Here is a 23,991-nt window from a genome sequence, read left to right on the forward strand (position 1 = left end):
GGCGACGACCACGGACCCCGCCCGCGCGCCGTGGATCCCGGCGGCGTCGCCGCCCCGCGGCCGAACTCCCGGCCGATACCAAGCCGCAGGTTAACTTCCTGAAAACGCTTCGGACTTGCCGGGAAAATCTTGGAAGTTGTCGTTGACATGCCAGCATCTACGCGCGTCATCATGGACCCATGAGATTCCCCCCACGCATCACCCGAGTAGGCGCCGCTGCCGCCGTCCTGTCCGCCCTCCTGGTCGGCGGCACCGTCGCCACCGCGTCCCCGGCGGCTGCCGCGGTCGGCAGCATCTGCTATGGCGACCTGCCGTCGCAGGCGCACACCACCCTGAACCTGATCGACCAGGGTGGCCCGTTCCCGTACTCGCAGGACGGCGTCGTCTTCCAGAACCGCGAAGGCGTCCTGCCGAGCCAGTCCAGCGGCTACTACCACGAGTACACCGTGATCACCCCGGGCTCCTCGACGCGCGGCGCACGCCGCATCGTCACCGGGCAGCAGTCGCAGGAGGACTACTACACCTCCGACCACTACGCGACCTTCGACCTGATCGACTTCTCCTGCTGAGCCACCCCCACGCTCAGCCCTGAGGACAGGCGCACCCACCCGGAAGCCCGGCCGCATCAGTCGGGCTTCCGGCGTTCCGCGACGGCGAACAGCGCGCACCCGAGCACCACGAGCGCCATGCTCGCGTAGATCTCCGCCCCGTCCAGGAAACCGATCCTCTGCACCATCCCGATGTTCCAGTCGGTGAACTCGTGCACCAGCCCCATCCCGCCCTGCACCAGGGCGATCAGACCGAGAAACTCCAGCAACTGCTTCATGCCTGCGAGTCTCGCCGCGCGAACTGCCCTCGCGCATCGGCCGCAGGGCGACGCCGGCCCTACGGAAGGAGCCGGCCGGGCCGGGGGCGGTCGCCGAAAGTCGGTTCCGCCGCGACTTAGGTAGCCGATCAGCCGCACGAGGCGGTCAGGGGCCATGAGGTCGGCATAGATTTGTCGGCTGTGAAGACCGTGAAGCAAGACCGGGGGACACGGGCGTTCGCAGGGCCGCGGTGGCTGCTGCCGTCCGCCGTCGTCGCGGAACTGGAGATGGACACCGACCCCGCGCGGGTGCGCGTCCGGCCCCGGCGCACCGCGCGTGACTGGCTCGTCGACTTCACCGCGTTCTTCCTGGCCGTCCTCGTGGGTCTCCTCGCGGCCGACGACCTCTCCAAGGAACACATCCCGCAGTCCGTCGCCGTCCTCGACCAGGTCGTGGGAGCGCTCTCGTGCGCCGCCGTGTGGCTGCGCCGGCGCTGGCCGCTGGGGGTGGCCGTCGTGATGATCCCCGTCGGCCTGATCTCCGTGAGCGCGGGCGGCGCCGGGCTGATCGTCATGTTCACCCTGATCGTCCACCGGCCGCTCAAACAGGCCGCCTGGGTCTGCGCGGCCTCCCTCGCGGTGATGCCGGTGTTCTACTGGCTGCGGCCCGCCCCGAACACCCACTACCTGGCTTCCCTCGCCCTCACCTTCGTGATGAGCGCGTGCGTCCTCGGCTGGGGCCTGTTCGTCCGCTCCAAGCGCCAGCTCATGCTCAGCCTGCGCGACCGCGCGCACCGCGCCGAGACCGAGGCCCAGTTGCGCGCGGAACAGGCGCAGCGCCTCGCGCGCGAGGCCATCGCGCGCGAGATGCACGACGTCCTCGCGCACCGGCTGACCCTCCTGAGCGTCCACGCGGGCGCGCTGGAGTTCCGCCCCGACGCACCGCAGGAGGAGATCGCCCGCGCGGCCGGGGTGATCCGGGAGAGCGCCCACGAGGCCCTCCAGGACCTGCGCGAGATCATCGGCGTCCTGCGCGCGGGCGACCCCGACGACAAGGGCCGCCCGCAGCCCACCCTCGGCGGCCTCGACGCCCTCGCCGCCGAGTCCCGCGAGGCCGGCATGAAGGTCACCCTCGACCAGCGCCTCACCGACCCCGCCTCCGTTCCCGCCTCCACCGGCCGCACCGCCTACCGCATCGCCCAGGAGGCCCTCACCAACGCCCGCAAGCACGCCCCCGGCACCGAGGTGTCCGTGACCGTCACCGGCGCCCCCGGCGACGGCCTCACCGTCCTCGTCGTCAACCCCGCGCCCGAGGGCGACGTCCCCCACGTCCCCGGCTCCGGACAGGGCCTCATCGGCCTCACCGAACGCGCCGCCCTGGCCGGCGGCACCCTCACCCACGGGCCCTCGGCCGACGGCGGGTTCGAGGTCCGCGCCTGGCTGCCGTGGCGCACGGAGGGGGCCCGGTGAGGCGCCCGGGAGGGGCCGGGGGAGGGAGGCCGGGACGCGGTACGGGGGGAGCACCGGGACGTGGTTTCGTAAGCCCATGACTACGACGATCAGACTGCTCCTCGTGGACGACGATCCGCTGGTGCGGGTGGGGCTGTCCCTGATGCTGGGCGGTGCCGACGACGTACGGATCGTCGGGGAGGCGGCCGACGGCGCCGAGGTCGAGGCGCTCGTCGAACGGACGCGGCCCGACGTCGTCCTGATGGACATCCGGATGCCCGCCGTGGACGGCCTCACCGCCACCGAACACCTGCGCGCCCGCGCGGACGCGCCCCAGGTCGTCGTCCTCACCACCTTCCACACCGACGAACAGGTCCTGCGCGCCCTGCGCGCGGGCGCCGCCGGATTCGTCCTCAAGGACACGCCGCCCGCCGAGATCCTCGACGCCGTCCGCAGGGTCGCGGCCGGCGACCCCGTCCTGTCCCCCGTCGTCACCCGCCAGTTGATGGCCCACGCGGCCGGCACCGCCGCCGACACCCGCCACGCGCGCGCCCGCGCGCGCATGGCCGAACTCGGCGACCGCGAACGGGAGGTCGTCGTCCGCGTCGGCCGCGGCATGAGCAACGCCGAGATCGCCGCCGAACTGTTCATGAGCGTCGCGACCGTCAAGTCCCACGTCTCCAGGATCCTCGCCCGGCTCAGCCTCAACAACCGCGTCCAGATCGCGCTGCTCGCCTACGACGCGGGGCTGCTCGACGAAGAGGCGTAGCCCGGCGGGCACTTCACGCCGCCGCCGTCCGTTGCAGGGGTGACGGGGGGCGGGGTGACGGGAGGGGAAGGCATGGGTGACGTGGTCGATCTGTGGGGGTCCGGCGAGCGGGGGGTCGTCGACCTGACGGACCTGGGGGACGATTTCCGGCGCGATCCGCACCCCGTGTACGCGCGCCTGCGCGAACGCGGCCCGGTGCACCGGGTGCTGCTCGGCGGAGCCGACGGCGCCTGGGAGACCTGGCTCGTCGTCGGGTACGAGGAGGCGCGGGCCGCGCTCGCCGACGGCAGGCTCGCCAAGGACCAGCGCGGGCTGGCCGGCGGCGACCCCGACGAGCAGGTGATCGGCCGTCACCTGCTCGGCACCGACCCGCCCGAGCACACCCGCCTGCGCTCCCTCGTCACGCGCGCGTTCACCGCGCGCCGCGTGCAGAGCCTCGCCCCCAGGGTCCAGGAGATCACCGACGGACTCCTCGACGCGATGATCCCGCGCGGGCGCGCCGACCTCGTCGACGCCTTCTCCTTCCCGCTGCCCATCACCGTCATCTGCGAACTCCTCGGCGTACCCGAACTGGACCGCGCCGCCTTCCGCGCGATGTCCACCGAGGTCGTCGCGCCCAGCGGGCCCGGCACCGGCCCCGAGGCGTTCGTGCGCCTCTCCGGCTACCTGACCGAGCTGATCGAGGACAAGCGCTGCACCGCGCCCACCGACGACCTGCTGAGCGACCTGATCCGCACCACCGCCGAGGACGGCGACCGCCTCTCCATGGCCGAACTGCGCGGCATGGCCTTCCTGCTGCTCATCGCCGGCCACGAGACGACCGTCAACCTGATCACCAACACCGTGCACGCGCTCCTGACCCGCCCGGGCCTCCTCGACGCCCTGCGCGCGGACCCCGGCCTCCTGGACGGCGTCATCGAGGAGACCCTGCGCTGGGAGGGACCGGTGGCCAACGCGACGTTCCGGTACGCCGCGCGGCCCCTGGAGATCGGCGGGACCCCGATAGCCAAGGGCGCCTCCGTGGTCATCGGCCTCGCCGCGCCCAACCGCGACCCCGCGCGCTACCCCGACCCCGACCGCTTCGACCCGCGCCGCGACACCCGGGGCCACCTCGCGTTCGGGCACGGCATCCACTACTGCCTCGGCGCCCCGCTGGCCCGCCTGGAGGCGCGTACCGCCATCGCCTCGCTCCTGGAGCGCGCGCCCGGACTCGCCCTCGACGGGCCGGCCGGGGAGTGGCTGCCGGGGATGCTGATCCGCGGGGTGCGCAGCCTGCCGGTGCGGTGGCCGACGGGGTGAGCCGGGCGCCGCGCGGGGGCGGCCGGAGCCCTGCGGCGGGCCGGCGTGGCTCTGCCGGAGGCGGTGGGAAAACCGGTCGGTCGCCCCGTAGAGCTGAGGCCGGTTCGCATTTATGCGCGCCAATACGGCCCCGGCTACGTGTGCGCCCCCGGCAGCTCCCCCAGATACACCGGTCTGTGCTCCCGCAGGGACACGTCGCACGCCTCCGCGATCCGCTGCGCCTGGAGCGCCTCACGGCCGTCACAGGGGTTCGCGCGCTCGCCCCGGACCACTTCGACGAACGCGTTCAGCTCGGCCTCGTAGGACGGCGCGAAACGCTCCAGGAAACCGCTCCAGGGCTTGTCGGCGGCGGGCGGGCCGGTCGGCTCGGTGGAGGCGATGGGCGTCCGGTCGTCCAGGCCCACGACGATCTGGTCCAGCTCCCCGGCCAGCTCCATGCGCACGTCGTACCCGGCGCCGTTCATCCGCGTCGCCGTGGCCGTCGCCAGCGTGCCGCCCTCCAGGGTCAGGACGGCCGCCGCCGTATCGGCGTCGCGCGCCGCGCGGAACATCGGCGGACCCGCGTCCGACCCCATCGCGTACACCTCGGTCACCTCGCGGCCGGTCACCCAGCGCAGCGCGTCGAAGTCGTGGACCAGGGCGTCCCGGTAGATCCCGCCGGACACCGGCAGCCACTCGGCGGGCGGCGGGGACTGGTCGGAGGTCACCGCGCGCACGGTGTGCAGCCGCCCCAGACGCCCCGCGTGGACGGCCTCGCGCGCGCCCGCGTACCCGTTGTCGAACCGCCGCTGGAAGCCCATCTGGAGGACCGTCCCGGCCGCCTCGACCTCGGCGATCGCCGCCAGCGTCCCCGGCAGGTCCAGGGCGATCGGCTTCTCGCAGAACACCGGCAGGCCCGAGCGCGCCGCCCGTCCGATCAGCTCCGCGTGCGCGGCGGTGGCCGTCGTGATCACCACCGCGTCCACGCCCCAGCGGAAGATCTCGTCCACTCCGGGCGCCGCCGTCTCGCCGAGCCTGAGCGCCACCTCCTGCGCCCGCGCGGGGTCCGCGTCCGTCAGGATCAGCGAACCGACCTCGCGGTGCCGCCGCAGTGTGTTCGCATGAATCGTGCCGATGCGGCCCGTCCCGATGACCCCGATACGCATGAGGACAAAGTGAGGTCGTGGGCCGCACCCTGTCAATCCGCATGTCCGGACAATCTGACTGCGCAACTTCCCGTCGACGGACCCCACGGCTACGCTCGGGCCGTGCCGAAACCAGAAGTGGACCCGACCGTGCAGCTCGAACTCCGCGTGGACAGAAGCTCTCCGGTGCCGTTGTACTTCCAGCTGTCGCAGCAGCTGGAGGCGGCCATCGAGCACGGCTCGCTCACCCCCGGCAGCCTCCTCGGCAACGAGATCGAACTCGCCGGGCGCCTCGGCCTGTCCCGCCCGACCGTCCGCCAGGCCATCCAGTCCCTCGTCGACAAAGGGCTCCTCGTACGCCGCCGGGGCGTCGGCACCCAGGTCGTGCACAGCCAGGTCAAGCGGCCCCTCGAACTGAGCAGCCTCTACGACGACCTGGAGGCGGCCGGCCAGCGCCCCGCGACGACCGTCCTGGTCAACACGGCCGTCCCCGCCACCGCCGAGATCGCCGCCGCGCTCGGGGTCGCCGAGGGCAGCGAGGTCCAGCGCGTCGAACGCCTGCGCCTCGCGCACGGCGAGCCGATGGCGTACCTGTGCAACCACCTGCCCGCCGGGCTCCTCGACCTCGACACCGGCCAGCTGGAGGCCACCGGCCTCTACCGCCTCATGCGCGCCGCCGGGATCACCCTCCACAGCGCCCGCCAGTCCATCGGCGCGCGCGCGGCGACCGCCTCCGAGGCCGACCGCCTCGCCGAGCCCGAGGGCGCGCCCCTGCTCACCATGCAGCGCACCACGTTCGACGACACCGGCCGCGCGGTCGAGTTCGGCGACCACATCTACCGGCCCAGCCGCTACTCCTTCGAGTTCCAGCTCCTCGTACGGCCCTGAGGGCGCCGTATGCCGTCGGGGCCCGCGCGGGACGACCTGCGCGGGCCTTTTCGTGCCCCCTTTCCGTGCTCCCGCGTGCGCGCGTGGCGGCTGCTGATTTCGTGGCGCCCGCGCGCGTGTCGGAAAGGGCATCCGTCCTGATGTCCGGACAATGCGACCGAGTCGCGGTCCCCGGCCGCGCCTCTGTCGATCCCTGTGTTCGATACTGGGGCGTTTGCGTCCGGTGAGCGGTCACCGGGCGCGGGCGTACGACAGAGCACGGCAAGACGGCGAGAAGGGCACGGCCTCGTGGCACGGTTTCGGACCTGGGCAGGGATCGCGGTGGCGGGGGCGCTGTGCGTGTCCCTCGCGGGATGCAGCAGCACCGGGGGCAAGCGCGCCGAGGACGCCCGCAAGGCCGCGTCGGCCCAGGGCAGGGCGGCGGTGGACACACCCCGCTGGACCTTCGCGATGATCACCCACTCCGGCGACGGGGACACCTTCTGGGACATCGTCCAGAACGGCGCCAAGCAGGCCGCCGTCAAGGACAACATCAACTTCCTGTACTCCCACGACGACGAGGCCCAGCAGCAGGCCCAGCTCGTCGACGCGGCCGTCGACAAGAAGGTCGACGGCATCATCGTCACCCTCGCGAAGCCGGACGCCCTGAAAGCCTCCGTCGCGCGCGCGGTGAAGGCCGGCATCCCCGTCATCACCGTCAACTCCGGCTCCGCCGAGTCCAAGGCGTTCGGGGCGCTCACGCACATCGGCCAGGACGAGACCGTCGCCGGCGAGGCCGTCGGCGAGGAGCTCGACAAGCGCGGGAAGAAGAAGGCGGTCTGCGTCCTGCACGAACAGGGCAACGTCGGCCACGAACAGCGCTGCGCGGGCGTCGCCAAGACGTTCACCGGCAGCGTCCAGAACCTGTACGTCACCGGCACCAACATGCCCGACGTGCAGTCCGCCATCGAGGCCAAGCTCCAGGCCGACCCGTCCGTCGACGCCGTCGTCACCCTCGGCGCGCCGTACGCCGACACCGCCGTCAAGGCCAAGCAGGGCGCCGGCAGCAAGGCCGAGATCGACACCTTCGACCTCAACGCCAAGGTCGCCGCGGGCCTCTCCGACGGCTCCCTCGGCTTCGCGGTCGACCAGCAGCCGTACCTCCAGGGTTACGAGGCCGTCGACCTGCTCTGGCTGTATCGATACAACGACGACGCCCTCGGCGGCGGCAAGCCCGTCCTGACCGGCCCCCAGATCATCACCAAGGACCAGGCGGCCCGGCTCGCCCAGTACACCGAGCGGGGCACCCGATGACCGCCACGACCGACGAACGCCTCCTGGAGACCTCACCGCTGCGCCGCCTCCTCGGCCGGCCCGAACTGGGGTCCGTGGTCGGCGCGGTCGCCGTCTTCCTGTTCTTCGCGGTCACCGCCGACAGCTTCCTGCGCGCCGCGAGCCTGTCCACCGTCCTGTACGCGTCCTCGACGATCGGCATCATGGCCGTCCCCGTCGCCCTGCTGATGATCGGCGGCGAGTTCGACCTGTCGGCGGGCGTCATGGTGACGTCGTCGGCATTGATCTCGTCCATGTTCAGCTACCAGATGACGGCCAACGTCTGGGTCGGCGTCGGCGTGTCCCTGCTGGTCACGCTCGCGATCGGCGCGTTCAACGGGTTCGTGCTCACCCGCACCGGGCTGCCCAGCTTCATCGTCACGCTCGGCACGTTCCTCATGTTGACCGGGTTGAATCTCGGCTTGACCAAGTTGATCGACGACACGGTGTCCACCAAGAGCATCGCCGACATGGAGGGCTTCCCCTCCGCCCGCGACCTCTTCGCCTCCACGTTCACCCTCGGCGGCGTCGACTTCAAGGTCACCATCCTGTGGTGGCTCGGCCTCGTCGCCCTCGCCTCCTGGATCCTGCTGCGCACCCGCGCGGGCAACTGGATCTTCGCCGTCGGCGGCAACGAGGACGCGGCCCGCGCGGTCGGCGTGCCGGTCGTCCGCACGAAGATCGGCCTCTACATGGGCGTCGCCCTCGGAGCATGGATCTCCGGTCAACATCTGCTGTTCAGCTACGACGTCGTCCAGTCCGGCGAGGGCGTCGGCAACGAGTTGATCTACATCATCGCGGCCGTCATCGGCGGCTGCCTCATCACCGGCGGCTACGGCAGCGCCGTCGGCTCGGCGGTCGGCGCGCTCATCTTCGGCATGACCAGCAAGGGCATCGTCTTCGCCGAGTGGAACCCCGACTGGTTCAAGTTCTTCCTCGGAGCGATGCTGCTCCTCGCGACCCTCCTCAACACGTGGGTCCGCAAGCGCGCGGAGGCGACCAAGTGACCCTCGTCGAACTGACCGACGTCAGCAAGCACTACGGCAACATCCGCGCACTGGAGGGCGTCTCGCTCGCCGTCAACGCCGGCGAGATCACCTGCGTCCTCGGCGACAACGGCGCCGGCAAGTCAACATTGATCAAGATCATTGCCGGACTGCATCAACATGACGGCGGAACGCTCAACATTGACGGCGAATCAACCCGCCTGACCTCCCCGCGCGACGCCCTCGACCGCGGCATCGCCACCGTCTACCAGGACCTCGCCGTCGTCGGCCTCATGCCTGTGTGGCGCAACTTCTTCCTCGGCTCCGAACCCCGCGTCGGCAAGGGTCCCTTCAAACGCCTCGACACGGACTTCATGCGCCGCACGACCCACGCGGAACTGCTCCGCATGGGCATTGATCTCCGCGACGTTGATCAACCCATCGGCACACTGTCGGGCGGCGAACGCCAGTGTGTGGCCATCGCGAGGGCGGTGTACTTCGGAGCAAAGGTCCTGGTCCTGGACGAACCAACGGCGGCGCTGGGCGTGAAGCAGTCGGGTGTGGTGTTGAAATACGTGGCGGCGGCGAGGGACGAGGGTCTGGGAGTGGTCTTCATCACCCACAACCCGCATCACGCGTACATGGTGGGGGACAGATTCGTCCTGCTGAAACGGGGAGTGATGGCAGGCAACTACGCACGGGACGAGGTCACGCTGGACGAGCTGACCAGCCAAATGGCAGGTGGAAGCGACCTGGACGCTCTACGCCACGAGCTGCAACGAAAGTAGGGGCGCGGGGCTGTATCGATGTGCGGCTCCGCCGCGTGGGCGCGAGTAACCACGAAGCACCCGCAGACGGCAATGCACAGAACAACCCACCCCCTGCCCCGCTCGGCGCCCAACGCAACCGTGCGGCAGAATCAAGCCCGATGAGCACCTACGGCACCTTCACCGCCCCCATCGGCTCCCGCCGAGCCCCGGTCCTGCGCACCGTCGGCACCCGCGAACGCCGCTCACACCTGACGGCGCCCCGCGTCCCGACGGTCGGCATCGACATCGGCGGCACCAAGGTCATGGCGGGCGTGGTCGACGCCGACGGCAACATCCTGGAGAAGCTCCGCACGGAGACCCCGGACAAGTCGAAGAGCCCGAAGGTCGTCGAGGACACGATCGTCGAGCTGGTCCTGGACCTCTCGGACCGCCACGACGTGCACGCGGTCGGCATCGGCGCGGCCGGCTGGGTGGACGCGGACCGCAACCGCGTCCTGTTCGCCCCGCACCTGTCGTGGCGCAACGAGCCCCTGCGCGACCGCCTCTCGGGCCGCCTGTCGGTGCCGGTCCTGGTGGACAACGACGCCAACACGGCGGCGTGGGCGGAGTGGCGGTTCGGCGCGGGCCGCGGCGAGGACCACCTGGTGATGATCACGCTGGGCACCGGCATCGGCGGCGCGATCCTGGAGGACGGCCAGGTCAAGCGCGGCAAGTACGGCGTGGCGGGCGAGTTCGGGCACATGCAGGTCGTCCCCGGCGGCCACCGCTGCCCGTGCGGCAACCGCGGCTGCTGGGAGCAGTACAGCTCGGGCAACGCGCTCGTGCGCGAGGCGAAGGAACTGGCGGCGGCGGACTCGCCGGTCGCGTACGGGCTCATCGAGCACGTCAAGGGCCAGATCGACGACATCACCGGCCCGACGATCACGGAGCTGGCGCGCGAGGGCGACGCGATGTGCGTCGAACTGCTCCAGGACATCGGCCAGTGGCTCGGCGTCGGCATCGCCAACCTGGCCGCCGCCCTCGACCCGTCCTGCTTCGTGATCGGCGGCGGCGTGTCGGCCGCCGACGACCTGCTCATCGCGCCCGCGCGGGACGCGTTCAAGCGCCAGCTCACCGGCCGCGGCTACCGCCCCGAGGCGCGCATCGTGCGCGCGCAGCTCGGCCCCGAGGCCGGCATGGTGGGCGCCGCCGACCTGGCCCGCCTGGTGGCCCGCCGGTTCCGCCGCGCGAAGCGGCGCCGCGTGGAGCGGTACGAGCGCTACGAGCGGTTCGCCGAGACGCGCCGTACGCAGGACTCGGCGTGACCGCGGCGCTGCCCCGGCAGGCGGCGCCCCCGGACGAGCCGTCGCGCCCCCCGGAGGACCGCGGGCACGTGATCCGGCGCAGGGCGCTCACCCTGCTGATCATCGTGCTGCTGATCGGTGTACCGGCGGGCTATCTGGTGATCTCCGCCGCGCAGAGCCGGGACAGCGGCAAGGACAAGGAGGCCAAGTACTCGGCGACCGGCCTCACCAAGGGCTGGCCGTCGAAGGTGCAGCGCCGCCTGTACGACGTACCGGTCCCGCACCCCTCGGTCAACGTCGCGTACTACGAGACCAACAACTGGCGCACCAGCCGCCTGTACGTGCAGTTCCAGACGACGAACGCCGGGCTGGACGAGTTCCTCGCCGACCTCGGGCTCACCCGCGCCGACCTGGTCAAGGGCGAGATCGCCGTCAACGCGCGCGACCAGGGCATCACCGGCTGGGACTTCACCGGCCCGGGCGCCCGCCCCGGCGACCACTTCGGCCTGGTGAAGGCCGAGAAGAACCCGAAACCGACCCTGGACGTCGTCGTGAACACCTGGAACGCCGACAACCCGTTCGTGTACGTCGTCTCCCGCACCAGCCCCTGAGGCCCCGTGGGAGGCGGCCCCGGCCGGTCTCCGGGACCGATTGTCAGACCCCGCCCGTAGAGTCGGAGACGACCGGATCCGAGACACGGGCGGAGGTGGACGAAGCGCATGGACGAGCAGGCTGTGGAGGTGCCCTCGCGGCTGGCGGCCGTCTTCCTGCCCGCCCCGCTGCCCCGCGCGGGCCGCGTCGCGTTCTGGGACCCCGAGGACGGCCCGCTGCCCGCCGGTGACATCACGGACCTGACGGTCGTACGGCCGCACGGCGCGGCCGGGGCCCGCCGCCGGCAGGCCCCGGCGCTGTCGCTGGCCGTGGAGCGCGCCCTGCCCGTCCTGGTGCGGGCCCGCCGCGACCCCGCCGCCCACCCCGCCACCGCCTGCTGGGGCGCCGCCGCACTGCACGCGCTGCGGCTCGTCGCGCGCGGGCGCCTCCTGCCGGGCCTGACCCCCGCCGGGGACGACGCCTGGCGCGCGGGCCCCCTCGACCCCGAGGACCTTGCGCACCTGCGCGCGATTGCCGCCGCCCTGCCGTACGAGGGCCACGCGGTACCGCTCCCCGGCCCCGGACCCCTGCGCCTGCCCGACCCCGAGCCACTGGTGCGGGCCTTCCTGGACGCCGTCGCCGACACCCTCCCGCGCACCCCCGCCGCCCCCCACACCGTCGGCCGCCCCTTCGCGGACCAGCGCCCCCAGCGCCTGCCCGGCGCCCGCGACTGGGCCGCCGAGGTCGCCGCCGGGCGCGACGCGGGCGTACGGATCTCGCTGCGCCTCGACCTCTCCGCGTCCGCCGTGTTCGACGACAGCGAGGACGCCGCCCGCGCGGGAGCCGCGATCGTCCAGGTCCACAGCCTCGCCGACCCGACCCTCGTGACCGACGCCTCCGCTCTGTGGACGGGCGCCGCCGAAGCCGCGTTCGGCCCCCGCGCGCGCGTGGACGCCGCCCTCGCCGTACGGCGCGCCGCGCGCGTGTGGCCCCCGCTGGCCCGCCTCACCGAGCGGGACGCGCCGGACGCGCTGGCCCTCTCCGAGGAGGAGCTGACCGACCTCCTCGGCCGCGCGGGCGCCCGGCTCGCACAGGCGGGCGTCGCCGTCCACTGGCCCCGCGACCTCGCCCAGGACCTCACCGCCACCGCCGTCGTCCGCTCGGCCCCGGGCTCGGCGACGGACGGCACCGGATTCTTCGAGGGCGAGGAACTCCTCAAGTTCCACTGGCAGTTGGCGCTCGCCGACGACCCGCTCACCGAGGCCGAGATGGACGCCCTGGCCGAGGCCCACCGCCCCGTCGTCCGACTGCGAGACCAGTGGGTCGTCGTCGACCCGGAACTGGTCCGCAAGGCCCGCAAACGCGAACTCGGCCTCCTCGACCCCGTCGACGCGCTGTCCGTCGCGCTGACCGGCAGCGCGGAGATCGACGGCGAAACCGTCGAGGCCGTACCCGTGGGCGCGCTGGCCGCCCTCCGCGACCGCCTCACCGCGGGCGTACAGCCCGCCGAGCCGCCGGCCGGGCTGAAAGCCACCCTGCGCGACTACCAGCTGAAGGGCCTCGCCTGGCTGGACCTGATGACCTCCCTCGGCCTCGGCGGCTGCCTCGCGGACGACATGGGACTCGGCAAGACCGTCACCCTCATCGCCCTGCACCTCGAACGCGCCCGCCCCGAACCCACCCTCGTGGTCTGCCCCGCCTCCCTCCTCGGCAACTGGCAGCGCGAGATCGGCAAGTTCGCCCCCGGCACCCCCGTCCGCCGCTTCCACGGCCCCGACCGCACCCTCGACGGCCTCACCGGCGGCTTCGTCCTCACCACCTACGGCACCCTGCGCTCCGCCGCCACCGCCCTCGCCGACCAGCCCTGGGGCATGGTCGTCGCCGACGAGGCGCAGCACGTGAAGAACCCCCACTCCGCGACCGCCAAAGCCCTCCGGACGATCCCCGCGCCCGCGCGCGTGGCGCTCACCGGCACCCCCGTCGAGAACAACCTCTCCGAACTGTGGGCACTCCTCGACTGGACCACCCCCGGACTCCTCGGCCCCCTCAAGGCGTTCCGCTCCCGGCACGCGCGCGCGGTGGAGAACGGCGAGGACGCGGAAGCCGTCGAACGCCTCGCGCGCCTCGTGCGGCCCTTCCTGCTGCGCCGCCGCAAGTCCGACCCCGGGATCGTGCCCGAACTCCCGCCCAAGACCGAGACCGACCACCCCGTCCCGCTCACCCGCGAACAGGCCGCGCTGTACGAGGCCGTCGTGCGCGAGTCGATGCTCGCCATCGAGATGTCCGACGGCATGGCCCGCCGGGGGCTCGTCCTCAAGCTCCTCGGCGCGCTCAAGCAGATCTGCGACCACCCCGCGCTCTACCTCAAGCAGGACCCCGGCCCGCCCGGCCGCTCCGGCAAACTCGCCCTCCTCGACGAACTGCTGGACACGGTCCTCTCCGAGGACGGCTCAGCCCTCGTCTTCACGCAGTACGTCGGGATGGCCCGCCTCGTCACCGCCCACCTCGCCTCCCGCGCGGTCCCCGTCGAACTCCTCCACGGCGGTACGCCCGTACCCGAGCGCGAGCGCATGGTCGACCGGTTCCAGGACGGGGCCACGCCCGTGCTCGTCCTGTCGCTGAAGGCCGCCGGGACCGGGCTCAACCTCACGCGCGCGGGGCACGTCATCCACGTCGACCGGTGGTGGAACCCCGCCGTCGAGGAGCAGGCCACCGACCGCGCGTACCGCATCGGGCAGACCCAGCCCGTCCAGGTCCACCGGCTCATCACCGAAGGGACCGTCGAGGACCGGATCGCCGAGATGCTGGAGAGCAAGCGCGCCCTCGCGGACTCGATCCTCGGGGGCGGGGAGGCGGCCCTGACAGAACTCACCGACCGGGAGCTGTCCGACCTGGTGTCGTTGCGGAGGGAGGGGTGATGGGGGAGTCGATGAGCCCCGCGGAGGCGGCCCGGCGGGCGCTGCGGGAGGCGCGGAGGGTTCGGGGGGACGGCGAGGGCGTGGACGGGAGTGCGGAGGTGCTGAGCGTGGGGGCGGTTGTCAAGGCGTGGGCGGACGTTGTGGAGGGGGCGGATCGGGTGGGCGGGGAGGAGGGTTCCGAGCGGGCGGGCGAGGCGGAGGCGAGCTCGGTGCGGGCGGGTGAGGAAGGCGCAGGGTTCGCGCGGGTGGGTGGCGAGGAGGTGAGTTCCGTGGGGGCGGACGGGGAAGGCGCAGGTTCCGCGCGGGCGGGCGAGGGAGAGGCGAGTTCCCTGCGCGCGGGTGCGGAGGAGACGTGCTCCGCGCGAGTGGGCGGAGAAGAAGGGGCTCCCGCGCGGGCGGATGGCGAGGGCGCGGCACGGGAGGCTGGTTCGGGGCGTCCGGTGTCGCCGGGAGGCGAGAGGGCGGCGCGGCCAGGGGACGCGGCCCGCGCGGCGCTGCGCGAGGCGTTGGCGGCCCGGAAGGCGGCTGCCGGGCGGGAGGCGGCGGGGGAGGGCAGTGCCGGTGAGGTGGCATCTGGGGGCGCGGGAGCCTCTGTCGGTGAGGTGGTTGCCGGTGGTGCGCGGATCGCGGCCCGTGGGGTGGTCTCCGGTGGCACGCAGTCCGCAGCCCGTGGGGTGGTCTCCGGTGGTGCGCGGATCGCGGCGCGCGAGGCGGCTTCCGGTGGTGCGCGGGCCTCTGCCGGTGTGAGTGGTTCCCCGGCTGCTTCCGGGGCCGGGGACGGGCGGCGCGCGGCCGGTGAGGGTGATCCCGGGGAAGGGGCGCTGTCCGGTGCGCGCGGGGCTTCGGCGACTCCTGACGCCGGCTCCGCCGAGGCCGTGGACCCCGTTGCCGTCCCGAAGCCCGCCGCTGCCGCGCGAGAGGCGCTGCGGGCTGCTCGCGCGCGTATGCGGGAGGAGAGCGAGGCGGCGGCTCAGGAGCGGCGGAAGCCGGTGCGGGGTGGCGCGGGGCGCGGTGCGGCGGTGCGCGGTGGGGCGGTACGGGGCGGGGCAGTGCCAGGGGATTCCGTCACAGGCGAGCGGGCGCGGGATCTGAAGAGCTGGCTGGACGGGGCTTTCCGGATGCCGGCGGTGGACGAAGATCAGGAGACCGAGAGCGGGGGCGCGCGGGATACCGGTGACCTGGAGGCGCGGGCGGGCGGGAAGGAGGACACATCTTCGGAGGGGGTGTCTCTCGCGGACGCGGTAGCGCTGCCGGGTGCCGGGGCGGACGCGCCGTACGGTGACCGGGGGCAGGTCCCGGCAACGGAGCCGCGCGCGGGTACGCCGGCGGAGCCGGACCGGTCGGCCTCCCCGGAGCCGACAACAGCCGCCGCCCCGGCCCGCCCGGCGCCGACTCCCGGCCTGGTTCCGGCTTCCGACCCGGCGTCACCCCCCGGCCTGGCTCCGGCTTCCGGCTCGGCTCCCCGCCCGGTACCGACTCCTGACGCGCCTCCGGCTTCCGGTGCGGCTCTCCGCCCGGTTCCGGCTTCCGACGCGGCTTGGGCTCACGATTCGGCACAGGCTTCGGGCTCGGCCGGCGCTCACGACTCGGCTTCGGACCCGGCATCGGCCACCTCAGGAGCCCCGGCCTTCGACCGGCCCCGATCCTCAACCGCGCCACAGTCCTCCGCCCTCCCGGACAAGCCCTCTCCCGGAGAAGCACCCGCGTTCGCCGACGCCGCCCCGACCGTGCCGGGTGCTTCTCCCCGGGCTGAGTCCGTGCGCGCCGACGATTTCCGAACCGCGCCGCAGGCTTCTTCCTGGCCCCGGCCCGCACCCTCGGGCGAGCCCGACCCCGAACCGCACGCCTCTCTCGGGGCCCGGTCCGCGCCTGCCGATGAGCCTGACGCTGCCTCGCACGCCCCCTCCTGGCCCCAGCCCGCACCCTCGGGCGAGCCCGACCTCGAACCGCACGTCTCTCTCGGGGCCCGGTCCGCGCCTGCCGATGAGCCTGACGCTGCCTCGCACGCCCCCTTCCAGGCGCAGTCCGCGCGCTCCGGTGGACCTTGGACCGTGCCGCCTGTCTCTCCCCGGACCGAGCCCGGGGACTCCGGCGCGTCGTGGGAGGCACCGCACGCCTCTCCCCGGTCTCGCCCCGCGCCCGCAGACGGCCCCTCGGCCCTACCGCATGCCTCCCCGGCTCAGCCCGCGACCCCGTTCCGTTCCTCCGCCCCGGCCCCCTCCGCGCCCCGCGCGGCGCAAACCCCGTACATCCCCCGGACCATGGCCTCCCCCTCCCGCGACGGTGATCTCCGGCGCACCTTCCCCGCCCTCCCCGTCCAGGACGCCCCCTTCGCGCGCACCTGGTGGGGCGAGGCGTGGGTGGCCGCGCTGGAGGGCGGGGCGTTGGACGCGGCGAGGCTTCTGCGGGGGCGCGGGTACGCGGAGGGCGGCAGGGTGGACGCGATCACGGTGACGCCCGGGTCCGTGCTGGCGTACGTGCAGGGGAGCCGGCCGAGGCCGTACCGGGTGCAGGTCAGACTGCGGACGTGGGAGGCGGACGACTGGGAGCGGTTCCTGGGCGCGGCGGTGGAGCGGCCGGGACAGCTCGCCGCGCTGCTGGACAAGGAGGTCCCGCCGGCGCTGGCGGCGGAGTGCGGGGTGCCATTGCTGCCGGTGGCGGGAGAGCTGGAGCCGCAGTGCAGCTGCCCGGACCGGGGGCACCCGTGCAAGCACGCGGCGGCCCTTTGCTACCAGACCGCGCGCCTGCTGGACGCCGACCCGTTCGTCCTGCTCCTGCTGCGCGGCCGGGGCGAACGCGACCTCCTGGACACGCTGGCCCGCCGTAGCGCCGCGCACGCGGCCCGCGCCGCGCGCAACGGCGAGACCGAGGACCTGCCCGGCGTCCGCGCCGCCGAGGCGGTCGCCCGGCGCGGTCAACTCCCGCCCCTGCCCGCCCCCTTGCCCGTGCCGCCGCACCCGGAGCAGCCCCCGGCGTACCCGTCCGTCCCCGACGGCCCGGACGCCTTCGCGCTGGACCAGCTCGCCACGGACGCCGCCGCCCGCGCGCACGCGCTGCTCGCGACCGGCGAGGACCCGGTCGGCGAACTCACCCTGTGGCAGGACGCCGTACGCCTGGCCGCCGCCCGCCCCGGCTCCGGCCTCACCGCCGCGACCCGCGCCCTGTACTCCTCCCTCGCCGCCGCCACCGGCCGCACGCCCGGCGACCTCGCCCGCGCGGTCGCCGCCTGGCGCCAGGGCGGGCTCGATGGGCTCGCCGTCCTGGAGGACCCCTGGGACCCGCCCGCAGGCCGCTTCGACCGGGCCCGCCCCCTCCTCCTCGCTACCGGCCGCCCCGCGTTCCGCCCCTGGCGCAACCACCTCACCCACCCCGTCGGCCACGTCCAACTCCGGTACGGCCAGGACGGCTTGTGGTACGCGTACGAATCGGAGCCGGGCGACGAGGACTGGTGGCCCCGGGGAGCACCCGCGTACGACCCGGTGGACGCGCTGTCGACGGCGAACCCGCAGGGAGAGGAGTGAGAGGGGCGAACCCGGCGGCCCGGTCACGGGTACCTCAGGGGCAGCCCCGTCCCTCTGGAGTACTACGACCCGCGTACTACGACCCGTACGCGCCCTGTGTCGCCGTACGTCCAGTGAAGACCCTGTAGCAGTTCCCCGGGCGTGATGCGGTGATACGGCGCGGGAGCGCGCGGAGTTGGAGGGGGCCGTGGGCCGGGTGGGGCGCGGGGCGGTTAGCGTGGAGCGGTGAGTGAGACGAAGACCCCCACCCCCGCGACCGCGATCCCGGGTCTGCCGGCGGCCGTGCTGCCGGCCGTCGTCGGGAACGCGCTGCCCGCCGGTGCCGTGCCCGCGGCCCCGCCGACGGCCGGGCCGGTGACGCCGACCCTCCAGTACCGCTTCGACGGGCCGGACGACGCCCCCGTCCTCATCCTGGGACCCTCGCTCGGCACGACGTGGCACATGTGGGACCGGCAGATTCCCGAACTCACCAAGCAGTGGCGGGTGTTCAGGTTCGACCTGCCCGGCCACGGCGGCGCCCCCGCCTACCCCGCCGGTTCGGTCGCCGACCTGACCGCGCGCCTGCTGGCCACCCTGGACGCGCTCGGGGTGCAGCGCTTCGGCTTCGCGGGCTGCGCGCTCGCGGGCGCCGTCGGCGTCGAACTCGCCCTGCGCCACCCCGAACGGCTCGCCTCGCTCGCGCTGATCGCCTCCTCGCCCCGGTTCGGCACGGCCGACGAGTTCCGCCAGCGCGGGGTGATCGTGCGCACGAACGGCCTCGACCCGATCGCCCGCACCTCCCCGGACCGCTGGTTCACGGCCGGGTTCGCCGCCGCGCAGCCCGCGATCACCGACTGGGCCGTCCAGATGGTCCGCACCACCGACCCCGGCTGCTACATCGCCTCCTGCGAGGCCCTCGCGGCCTTCGACGTGCGGCACGAACTGGGCATGGTCGGCGTCCCGACGCTGGTCCTCGTCGGCTCCGACGACCAGGTCACCGGCCCCGCGGAGGCGCGCACGCTGGTCGCGGGCATCCCGGACGCGCGCCTCGCCGTCGTACCCGGCGCCTCGCACCTCGTACCGGTGGAGCAGCCGGCCGCCGTCACCGATCTGCTGGTGCGGCACTTCTCGACGGCCTGGCAGCCCGGGTACGACACGGGTCAGACCGCGGTACCGGGGATACCCGTGGTCCTTCCGCAGCAGCCCGCCCCGATCGCCGAGATCGCCCCGGCCCCGCCGGTCGCGACCGACCAGGTGATGGGGCGCCCCGACCCGTACGACTCAGGTCTGAAGGTCCGCCGCGAGGTGCTCGGCGACGCGCACGTGGACCGCGCGCTGACCCAGGCCGACGACTTCTCCGGCGACTTCCAGGAGTTCATCACCCGGTACGCCTGGGGGGAGATCTGGGACCGTCCCGGACTCGACCGGCGTGCGCGCAGCTGTGTCACCCTGACGGCCCTCGTCGCGGGCGGTCACCTCGACGAACTCGCCTTCCACACGCGCGCGGCCCTGCGCAACGGCCTCACCCCGGACGAGATCAAGGAAGTCCTGCTGCACGCCGCCGTGTACTGCGGGGTGCCCGCGGCCAACAGCGCGTTCCGGGTGGCCCAGCAGGTCATCCGCGAGGAGACCACACCGCAGGAGTAGAGCTCTCCCTCTCAGGTACTACCGCCCGCGACTCCGTCCCCCTTCCGGCGATGCAGGATGGACCCATGACGAAGTCCATCCAGCTCACCAAGAAGTCGCACGCCTGTGTCCGCCTGGAGAAGGACGGCCGCACCCTCGTCCTCGACCCGGGCGTGTTCAGCGAGGCGGACGCGGCCGTCGGCGCGGACGCGGTCCTGGTCACCCACGAGCACCCGGACCACTTCAGCGAGGCGCACCTGAGGGCCGCGCTGGAGGCGAACCCCGAGGCGGAGATCTGGACCCTGCGCGCGGTCGCGGAGCAACTCGCCGCGGCCTTCCCCGGGCGCGTGCACACCGTCGGGCACGGCGACACGTTCACCGCCGCCGGGTTCGACGTCCAGGTCCACGGCGAGCTGCACGCCGTGATCCACCCGGACCTCCCGCGCATCACGAACGTCGGCTACCTGATCGACGACGGCCGCGTCTTCCACCCCGGGGACGCGCTCACCGTCCCGGACCACGCCGTGGAGACGCTGATGCTGCCCGTGATGGCCCCCTGGAGCAAGATCTCCGAGGTGATCGACTACGTCCGCGAGGTGAAGCCCGCGCGCGCGTACGACATCCACGACGCCCTCCTGACCGACCTCGCCCGGCCCATCTACGACAACCAGATCGGCGCGCTGGGCGGCGCCGAGCACGGGCGGCTGGCGCCCGGGGAGAGCACCTCGCTGTGACTGTCGGTGGGGCCCGGTAGGTTGTGAGGCATGCGCATCGCGACCTGGAACGTGAACTCGATCACCGCCCGCCTCCCGAGGCTCCTGGCCTGGCTGGAGAGCAGCGGCACGGACGTGCTGTGCCTCCAGGAGGCCAAGCTGGCCGAGGAGCAGTTCCCGTTCGACGCCCTGCGCGAGGCCGGGTACGAGGCCGCGGTGAACGCGACGGGCCGGTGGAACGGCGTGGCGGTGCTCTCCCGGGTGGGCCTTGAGGACGTCGTCAAGGGCCTGCCCGGCGGCCCGGAGTACGAGGGCGCGCAGGAGCCGCGCGCGGTGTCGGCGACCTGCGGTCCGGTGCGCGTGTGGTCGGTGTACGTGCCGAACGGGCGCGAGGTCGACCACGCGCACTACGCGTACAAGCTCCAGTGGTTCGAGGCGCTGAAGGCGGCCGTCACGGGCGACGCGCAGGGGGGCCGCCCGTTCGCCGTCCTCGGCGACTACAACGTGGCCCCCACCGACGACGACGTCTTCGACACGGCCGTCTTCGAGGGCCTCACCCACGTCACCCCGGCCGAGCGCGCGGCCCTCGCGGCCCTGCGCGAGACCGGCCTCACGGACGTCGTACCCCGCCCCCTCAAGTACGACCACCCGTACACCTACTGGGACTACCGCCAGCTCGCCTTCCCCAAGAACCGGGGCATGCGCATCGACCTCGTCTACGGCAACGAGCCCTTCGCGAAGGCCGTCAAGGACGCGTACGTCGACCGCGAGGAGCGCAAGGGCAAGGGCGCGTCGGACCACGCGCCGGTGGTCGTCGACCTGGAGGTGTAACCGGGGAGTACCTGAGAGGGAGGCGCCGTCGCGAGGGCGCGCCGGTGACGCTCCCGGTCCGTACGCCTCCCTCACAGCTCCGTCAGGTCCACCGCCGCAGCCAGCGCCGCGTATCCCGCGTCCGAAGGGTGCAGCCGGTCCCCGCTGTCGTACACGGGCAGCAGCCGGTTCGGATCGGCGGGGTCCCGCAGCGCGGCGTCGAAGTCGAGGACGGCGTCGAAGGCGCCGCCGTCCCGGATCCACGCGTTGACCTCCTCGCGCCGCTCCTGGACCTCAGGGGTACATCTCAGGTCCCCGGCGCACGGCAGGAGCGTCGCGCCCAGTACCCGTACCCCGCGCGTACGAGCCCGCTCGGCGATCTCCCGCAGCCCGTCGGTCACGTCGTCCGAAGTCCCGCCCCGGCGCAGGTCGTTGATCCCCTCGAAGACGACCAGCGTCCGCACCGACGGCTGCGCGAACACGTCCCGCTCCAGCCGCGCGAGCGCCGACACCCCCGACGAGACGGGCGAGACGCCGTCCCCGGCATAGCCGTCGGCGGCGACGCGGTTCCCCGCGATCCCGGCGTTCAGCACGCCGTACCGGGGCACCGCCCGCTGCCCGCGCAGGCGCGCGGCGAGCCCGTCGGGCCACCGCCGGTTCGCGTCCGTCGTCGACAGGTAGCCGTCGGTGATCGAGTCCCCCAGCAGGACGACGCTCCCGGGTCCCCCGGCGACGTCGACCCCGGCGAGCAGCGGCCACCCGGTGAGCTCCGGGGCGTACGCCGCCCCCGTGCGGTCCGCCGTGTGATCGCCCGGCGCGCTGAGGTACGACCGCTGCGAGGCGTACCGGTGCGTGGGGAGCGCGGTCACGGTTCCCGGCAGATGGAAGCTGACCAGCAGATCGGCGCCCGCGGGCACGACGAGGCCGACCGGATCGCTCACGGCGCGCGTCCCGGCGGGGATCTCGACGCCGGTCGCCCCGCCGAAGGACACGGGCACCGGGACCCCGTCCACGGCCGCTCCGGGGCCGCTGGGGGCGGCGTCAGGCGCCGCGGGCTCCGGGCCCGGGCTCGGAGCCCCGGCGGGGCCCTGCGGGGCCGTCACGGGCGGCGTGGGGCCGGGGGCCCCGGTGGAGCGGGGCGCGGCGGTCCGGGGCGCCTCCCTGGCGGACTCGGCGGCCGGCCGGTCCGCCACGCCCTGCGCCCCGGCAGGACCTGTGCCCGCCCGCGACGCGCCTTCGCCGGACCCCTTCGCCTCAGCCTCGGACGCCCCTGTGCCCGGCCCTCCGCCGGGGTGGCCCGCCGCCAGTGCCCCTCCCGCCCGCGCGCGCAGTGCCACCGTCACCGCCCCGATCCGCACCGGCACCGCGGCGAACGTGTTGTCGAAGCGCAGCCGTACGCGCGCGCCGCCCGCCGAGGTGTGGACGACCAGGCGCAGCGTGCGGTCCGTCCACGGGCCCTCGGCGGGGAGGCCGGACTGGGCGGTGGCCCACGTGCCGGTCCAGGGGCCGGGGTTCGCGCGGACCGCGAGGGCGAAGACGTGCAGGCCGGAGGCGACGGGGAGGCGGACGGAGGCGACGGTGCGGGCCGGGGACAGGGGGACCGTCACGGCGTACAGGCGCGCGCGTGCGAGGCGGCGGCCGGCGGGGGTGTTGACGTGGGGGAGGGTGACCGCCTTCGTGGCGCGGGAGCCCCGGCGCCAGTCGGGTGCGGCGAGGCCGTACGGCGCGCGCGTACCGTCGGCGTACACGATCTCGCCCTCCCCGCGCGCGGTGTGGCCCGCCGTGCTCGTGACGAGGAAGGTGAGCGCGTCGCCCCGGCCGGGGACGGTCACCCGCTGGCCGTCGGCGAGGACGTTGTCCGGGGTCCCGGGGGCGGTCGCCGGCCAGGTCAGGCGGGTGCCGTGCACGGTCAGGGCGCGGCCGGGGGGCCAGCCCGCCGACGCGAGGGCCGAGGCCGACAGGGAGGCGCCTTTGCCGTCGAGGTCCGCGCCGGAGGGGCGGTCGTCCGCGCTGATACCCCGGTTGTCGAAGTGGCTCTCCAGGGGTACGGGAGGAGCGCTCGGGGCGCGCGAACCGGCGCGCGCGGCGGTCTGGGGAGCCAGCAGCAGGGTCGCGATCAGCGGAAACGCCCAGGCCCTCCGGTGCACGTCTCTCCCTCTCCTGTCGTCCGATGATCGTACTGGGACGGTGGACGCGGGTGCCCGCGCGCCTGTGGTGCGGACGACGGTGCGAATGCCACGCTGGGCGTATGAACATCCCTTTCCTGGGCAACAGGCGCAAGAGGGCTGCGGGCGCGCTGCTGGACGCGGACCCCGAGGGCGTGGCCGAACTGCTCTCCGAGTGTGAACTCCTGCGTTCCCAGGCGGAGGAGGCGGGCGTCCGGCTCGACGACACGGCCCGCTCCCTGGAGGCACTCGACCAGCTGCTGCCGCGCTGGCGCGACGACGAGGAGACGCTGACGTGGCTCGGCAACGACGCCGGGCTCTACCTCGGCACGGTCGTCGTGCGCACCGTGGAGGGCGCCGAGTGGGCCTTCTGGCCGGGCGGCGAACCCGTCGTACGGCTGGGCTCGGGGCGGGAGTTCGACGTCGTGACGGCCGGCCGGGAGTGGGCGGCCAGCGGGGTGCCGGAGCTGTCGCAGTGGTACGCGGAGGTCGCCGAGGCGTGACGGGGTGTCCGGAGGGACGCGGCTCGGAGGTGTCCGGGGTGACGCGCCCCCGGAAAGAGAGGTTAAATACGGCTTATGCCCGAAAAGTGCGTGTCGCGTCTCAAGTCCCGTCCGCTCTGGATAGTTTGCGGCGACCACGACACACAGCTGAGAGCGAGTAGGGCTGAGCATGGCCGTCGATCCGTTGATCGGACTGCGTGACGTCGACAAGCGCAAGAAGGAGCCCGACCGGGCCCGCTCCGTCGGCCACTAGTGGGGGGCGTCCACGCCGTGACCGGGCTCGACTACGATGGATCGTTCATCCCCGGAGCGACGGTGACCGGGCCGGGGACTCCGCCGCAGGGCGGACCGTAGGGGGCAGCAGTTCACCAGAGCCATACCCGGCCGGACGCGCGGCCGGAGATCACTGCTCGCACAGTGCAGGCGGTCCGTACGACGGGTCGGACGCTGTGCGGGGAGAAGGTCAGCCGCGCGCCGGACG

At 73.7% G+C, this 23,991-nt stretch carries 19 protein-coding genes; 16 read left to right on the forward strand and 3 right to left on the reverse strand.

Annotated elements, in window-relative coordinates:
• Positions 1–179 precede the first annotated feature (179 nt).
• Entirely contained in the window at positions 180–569 is a 390-nt protein-coding gene (locus PV682_RS04845; protein ID WP_319724387.1) for a ribonuclease domain-containing protein, read from the forward strand.
• A gap of 56 nt (positions 570–625) precedes the next feature.
• Here the strand turns inward: PV682_RS04845 and PV682_RS04850 are convergent, their stop codons facing one another.
• Positions 626–826 (reverse strand): hypothetical protein, encoded by a 201-nt coding sequence (locus PV682_RS04850; protein WP_319724389.1) that lies wholly within the window; start codon positions 824–826, stop codon positions 626–628.
• A gap of 180 nt (positions 827–1,006) precedes the next feature.
• Here PV682_RS04850 and PV682_RS04855 point away from each other — a divergent pair, with 180 nt between their 5' ends.
• The 3 genes from PV682_RS04855 to PV682_RS04865 all read left to right on the forward strand — a co-directional run bounded on the left by PV682_RS04855 (position 1,007) and on the right by PV682_RS04865 (position 4,322).
• Positions 1,007–2,275, forward strand: a complete 1,269-nt coding sequence (locus tag PV682_RS04855; RefSeq protein ID WP_407705599.1) for a sensor histidine kinase — start codon at positions 1,007–1,009, stop codon at positions 2,273–2,275.
• Positions 2,276–2,351: 76 nt separating this feature from the next.
• Positions 2,352–3,023 (forward strand): response regulator transcription factor, encoded by a 672-nt coding sequence (locus PV682_RS04860; protein ID WP_319724391.1) that lies wholly within the window; start codon positions 2,352–2,354, stop codon positions 3,021–3,023.
• Positions 3,024–3,095: 72 nt separating this feature from the next.
• Complete coding sequence (locus PV682_RS04865) at positions 3,096–4,322, forward strand: cytochrome P450 family protein (protein WP_319724393.1); 1,227 nt, start codon at positions 3,096–3,098, stop codon at positions 4,320–4,322.
• Positions 4,323–4,456: 134 nt separating this feature from the next.
• Here the strand turns inward: PV682_RS04865 and PV682_RS04870 are convergent, their stop codons facing one another.
• Positions 4,457–5,467: a Gfo/Idh/MocA family protein gene (locus PV682_RS04870; protein ID WP_319724395.1), complete on the reverse strand. Its 1,011-nt coding sequence runs from the start codon at positions 5,465–5,467 to the stop codon at positions 4,457–4,459.
• Positions 5,468–5,596: 129 nt separating this feature from the next.
• Between PV682_RS04870 and PV682_RS04875 the strand changes: the two genes are divergently transcribed.
• From PV682_RS04875 to PV682_RS04925, 11 genes are all read left to right on the forward strand, one after another.
• The gene (locus PV682_RS04875; RefSeq protein ID WP_107104051.1) at positions 5,597–6,334 is read left to right on the forward strand and encodes a GntR family transcriptional regulator; all 738 of its coding nucleotides are present in this window, start codon (positions 5,597–5,599) and stop codon (positions 6,332–6,334) included.
• Between the two features lie 288 nt (positions 6,335–6,622).
• Entirely contained in the window at positions 6,623–7,627 is a 1,005-nt protein-coding gene (locus PV682_RS04880) for a sugar ABC transporter substrate-binding protein (protein WP_319724397.1), read from the forward strand.
• The gene (locus PV682_RS04885) at positions 7,624–8,652 is read left to right on the forward strand and encodes an ABC transporter permease (protein WP_319724399.1); all 1,029 of its coding nucleotides are present in this window, start codon (positions 7,624–7,626) and stop codon (positions 8,650–8,652) included. The genes PV682_RS04880 and PV682_RS04885 overlap by 4 nt, the downstream gene beginning before the upstream one ends.
• Complete coding sequence (locus PV682_RS04890) at positions 8,649–9,419, forward strand: ATP-binding cassette domain-containing protein (protein ID WP_319724401.1); 771 nt, start codon at positions 8,649–8,651, stop codon at positions 9,417–9,419. Before PV682_RS04885 ends, PV682_RS04890 begins: the two co-directional genes overlap by 4 nt.
• A 140-nt stretch (positions 9,420–9,559) precedes the next feature.
• The gene (locus PV682_RS04895) at positions 9,560–10,705 is read left to right on the forward strand and encodes an ROK family glucokinase (protein ID WP_109362929.1); all 1,146 of its coding nucleotides are present in this window, start codon (positions 9,560–9,562) and stop codon (positions 10,703–10,705) included.
• Positions 10,702–11,295 carry a sugar kinase gene (locus tag PV682_RS04900; RefSeq protein WP_319724403.1) on the forward strand — a complete coding sequence of 198 codons (594 nt, stop codon included), beginning with the start codon at positions 10,702–10,704 and terminating at the stop codon, positions 11,293–11,295. Before PV682_RS04895 ends, PV682_RS04900 begins: the two co-directional genes overlap by 4 nt.
• A 108-nt stretch (positions 11,296–11,403) precedes the next feature.
• A complete protein-coding gene (locus tag PV682_RS04905; RefSeq protein ID WP_319724405.1) occupies positions 11,404–14,193 on the forward strand; it encodes a DEAD/DEAH box helicase in 2,790 nt (929 codons plus the stop codon).
• Positions 14,194–15,950: 1,757 nt separating this feature from the next.
• Positions 15,951–17,714: an SWIM zinc finger family protein gene (locus PV682_RS04910; RefSeq protein WP_407705600.1), complete on the forward strand. Its 1,764-nt coding sequence runs from the start codon at positions 15,951–15,953 to the stop codon at positions 17,712–17,714.
• Positions 17,715–18,068: 354 nt separating this feature from the next.
• On the forward strand, positions 18,069–19,340 hold the full coding sequence (pcaDC, locus tag PV682_RS04915; protein ID WP_319724848.1) for a bifunctional 3-oxoadipate enol-lactonase/4-carboxymuconolactone decarboxylase PcaDC: 1,272 nt from the start codon (positions 18,069–18,071) through the stop codon (positions 19,338–19,340).
• A 77-nt stretch (positions 19,341–19,417) separates the two neighbouring features.
• On the forward strand, positions 19,418–20,053 hold the full coding sequence (locus PV682_RS04920) for an MBL fold metallo-hydrolase (protein ID WP_055725235.1): 636 nt from the start codon (positions 19,418–19,420) through the stop codon (positions 20,051–20,053).
• 30 nt (positions 20,054–20,083) lie between these two features.
• Positions 20,084–20,863, forward strand: a complete 780-nt coding sequence (locus PV682_RS04925; protein WP_055725234.1) for an exodeoxyribonuclease III — start codon at positions 20,084–20,086, stop codon at positions 20,861–20,863.
• Between the two features lie 71 nt (positions 20,864–20,934).
• Here the strand turns inward: PV682_RS04925 and PV682_RS04930 are convergent, their stop codons facing one another.
• On the reverse strand, positions 20,935–22,989 hold the full coding sequence (locus tag PV682_RS04930) for an SGNH/GDSL hydrolase family protein (protein ID WP_319724408.1): 2,055 nt from the start codon (positions 22,987–22,989) through the stop codon (positions 20,935–20,937).
• 101 nt (positions 22,990–23,090) lie between these two features.
• Here PV682_RS04930 and PV682_RS04935 point away from each other — a divergent pair, with 101 nt between their 5' ends.
• Positions 23,091–23,510 carry a DUF6278 family protein gene (locus PV682_RS04935; protein WP_055721396.1) on the forward strand — a complete coding sequence of 140 codons (420 nt, stop codon included), beginning with the start codon at positions 23,091–23,093 and terminating at the stop codon, positions 23,508–23,510.
• Positions 23,511–23,991: the final 481 nt, after the last annotated feature.

It is taken from the genome of Streptomyces niveiscabiei (genome assembly GCF_033794345.1).
GTDB classification, from domain to species: Bacteria; Actinomycetota; Actinomycetes; order Streptomycetales; family Streptomycetaceae; genus Streptomyces; species Streptomyces niveiscabiei.

What these genes read in the sequence shown, in the direction of transcription:
- PV682_RS04845 (WP_319724387.1), top strand. Translation starts at nt 180, where the DNA reads ATGAGATTCCCCCCACGCATCACCCGAGTAGGCGCCGCTGCCGCCGTC.
- PV682_RS04850 (WP_319724389.1), bottom strand. Translation starts at nt 826, where the DNA reads ATGAAGCAGTTGCTGGAGTTTCTCGGTCTGATCGCCCTGGTGCAGGGC.
- PV682_RS04860 (WP_319724391.1), top strand. Translation starts at nt 2,352, where the DNA reads ATGACTACGACGATCAGACTGCTCCTCGTGGACGACGATCCGCTGGTG.
- PV682_RS04865 (WP_319724393.1), top strand. Translation starts at nt 3,096, where the DNA reads ATGGGTGACGTGGTCGATCTGTGGGGGTCCGGCGAGCGGGGGGTCGTC.
- PV682_RS04870 (WP_319724395.1), bottom strand. Translation starts at nt 5,467, where the DNA reads ATGCGTATCGGGGTCATCGGGACGGGCCGCATCGGCACGATTCATGCG.
- PV682_RS04885 (WP_319724399.1), top strand. Translation starts at nt 7,624, where the DNA reads ATGACCGCCACGACCGACGAACGCCTCCTGGAGACCTCACCGCTGCGC.
- PV682_RS04895 (WP_109362929.1), top strand. Translation starts at nt 9,560, where the DNA reads ATGAGCACCTACGGCACCTTCACCGCCCCCATCGGCTCCCGCCGAGCC.
- PV682_RS04905 (WP_319724405.1), top strand. Translation starts at nt 11,404, where the DNA reads ATGGACGAGCAGGCTGTGGAGGTGCCCTCGCGGCTGGCGGCCGTCTTC.
- PV682_RS04925 (WP_055725234.1), top strand. Translation starts at nt 20,084, where the DNA reads ATGCGCATCGCGACCTGGAACGTGAACTCGATCACCGCCCGCCTCCCG.
- PV682_RS04935 (WP_055721396.1), top strand. Translation starts at nt 23,091, where the DNA reads ATGAACATCCCTTTCCTGGGCAACAGGCGCAAGAGGGCTGCGGGCGCG.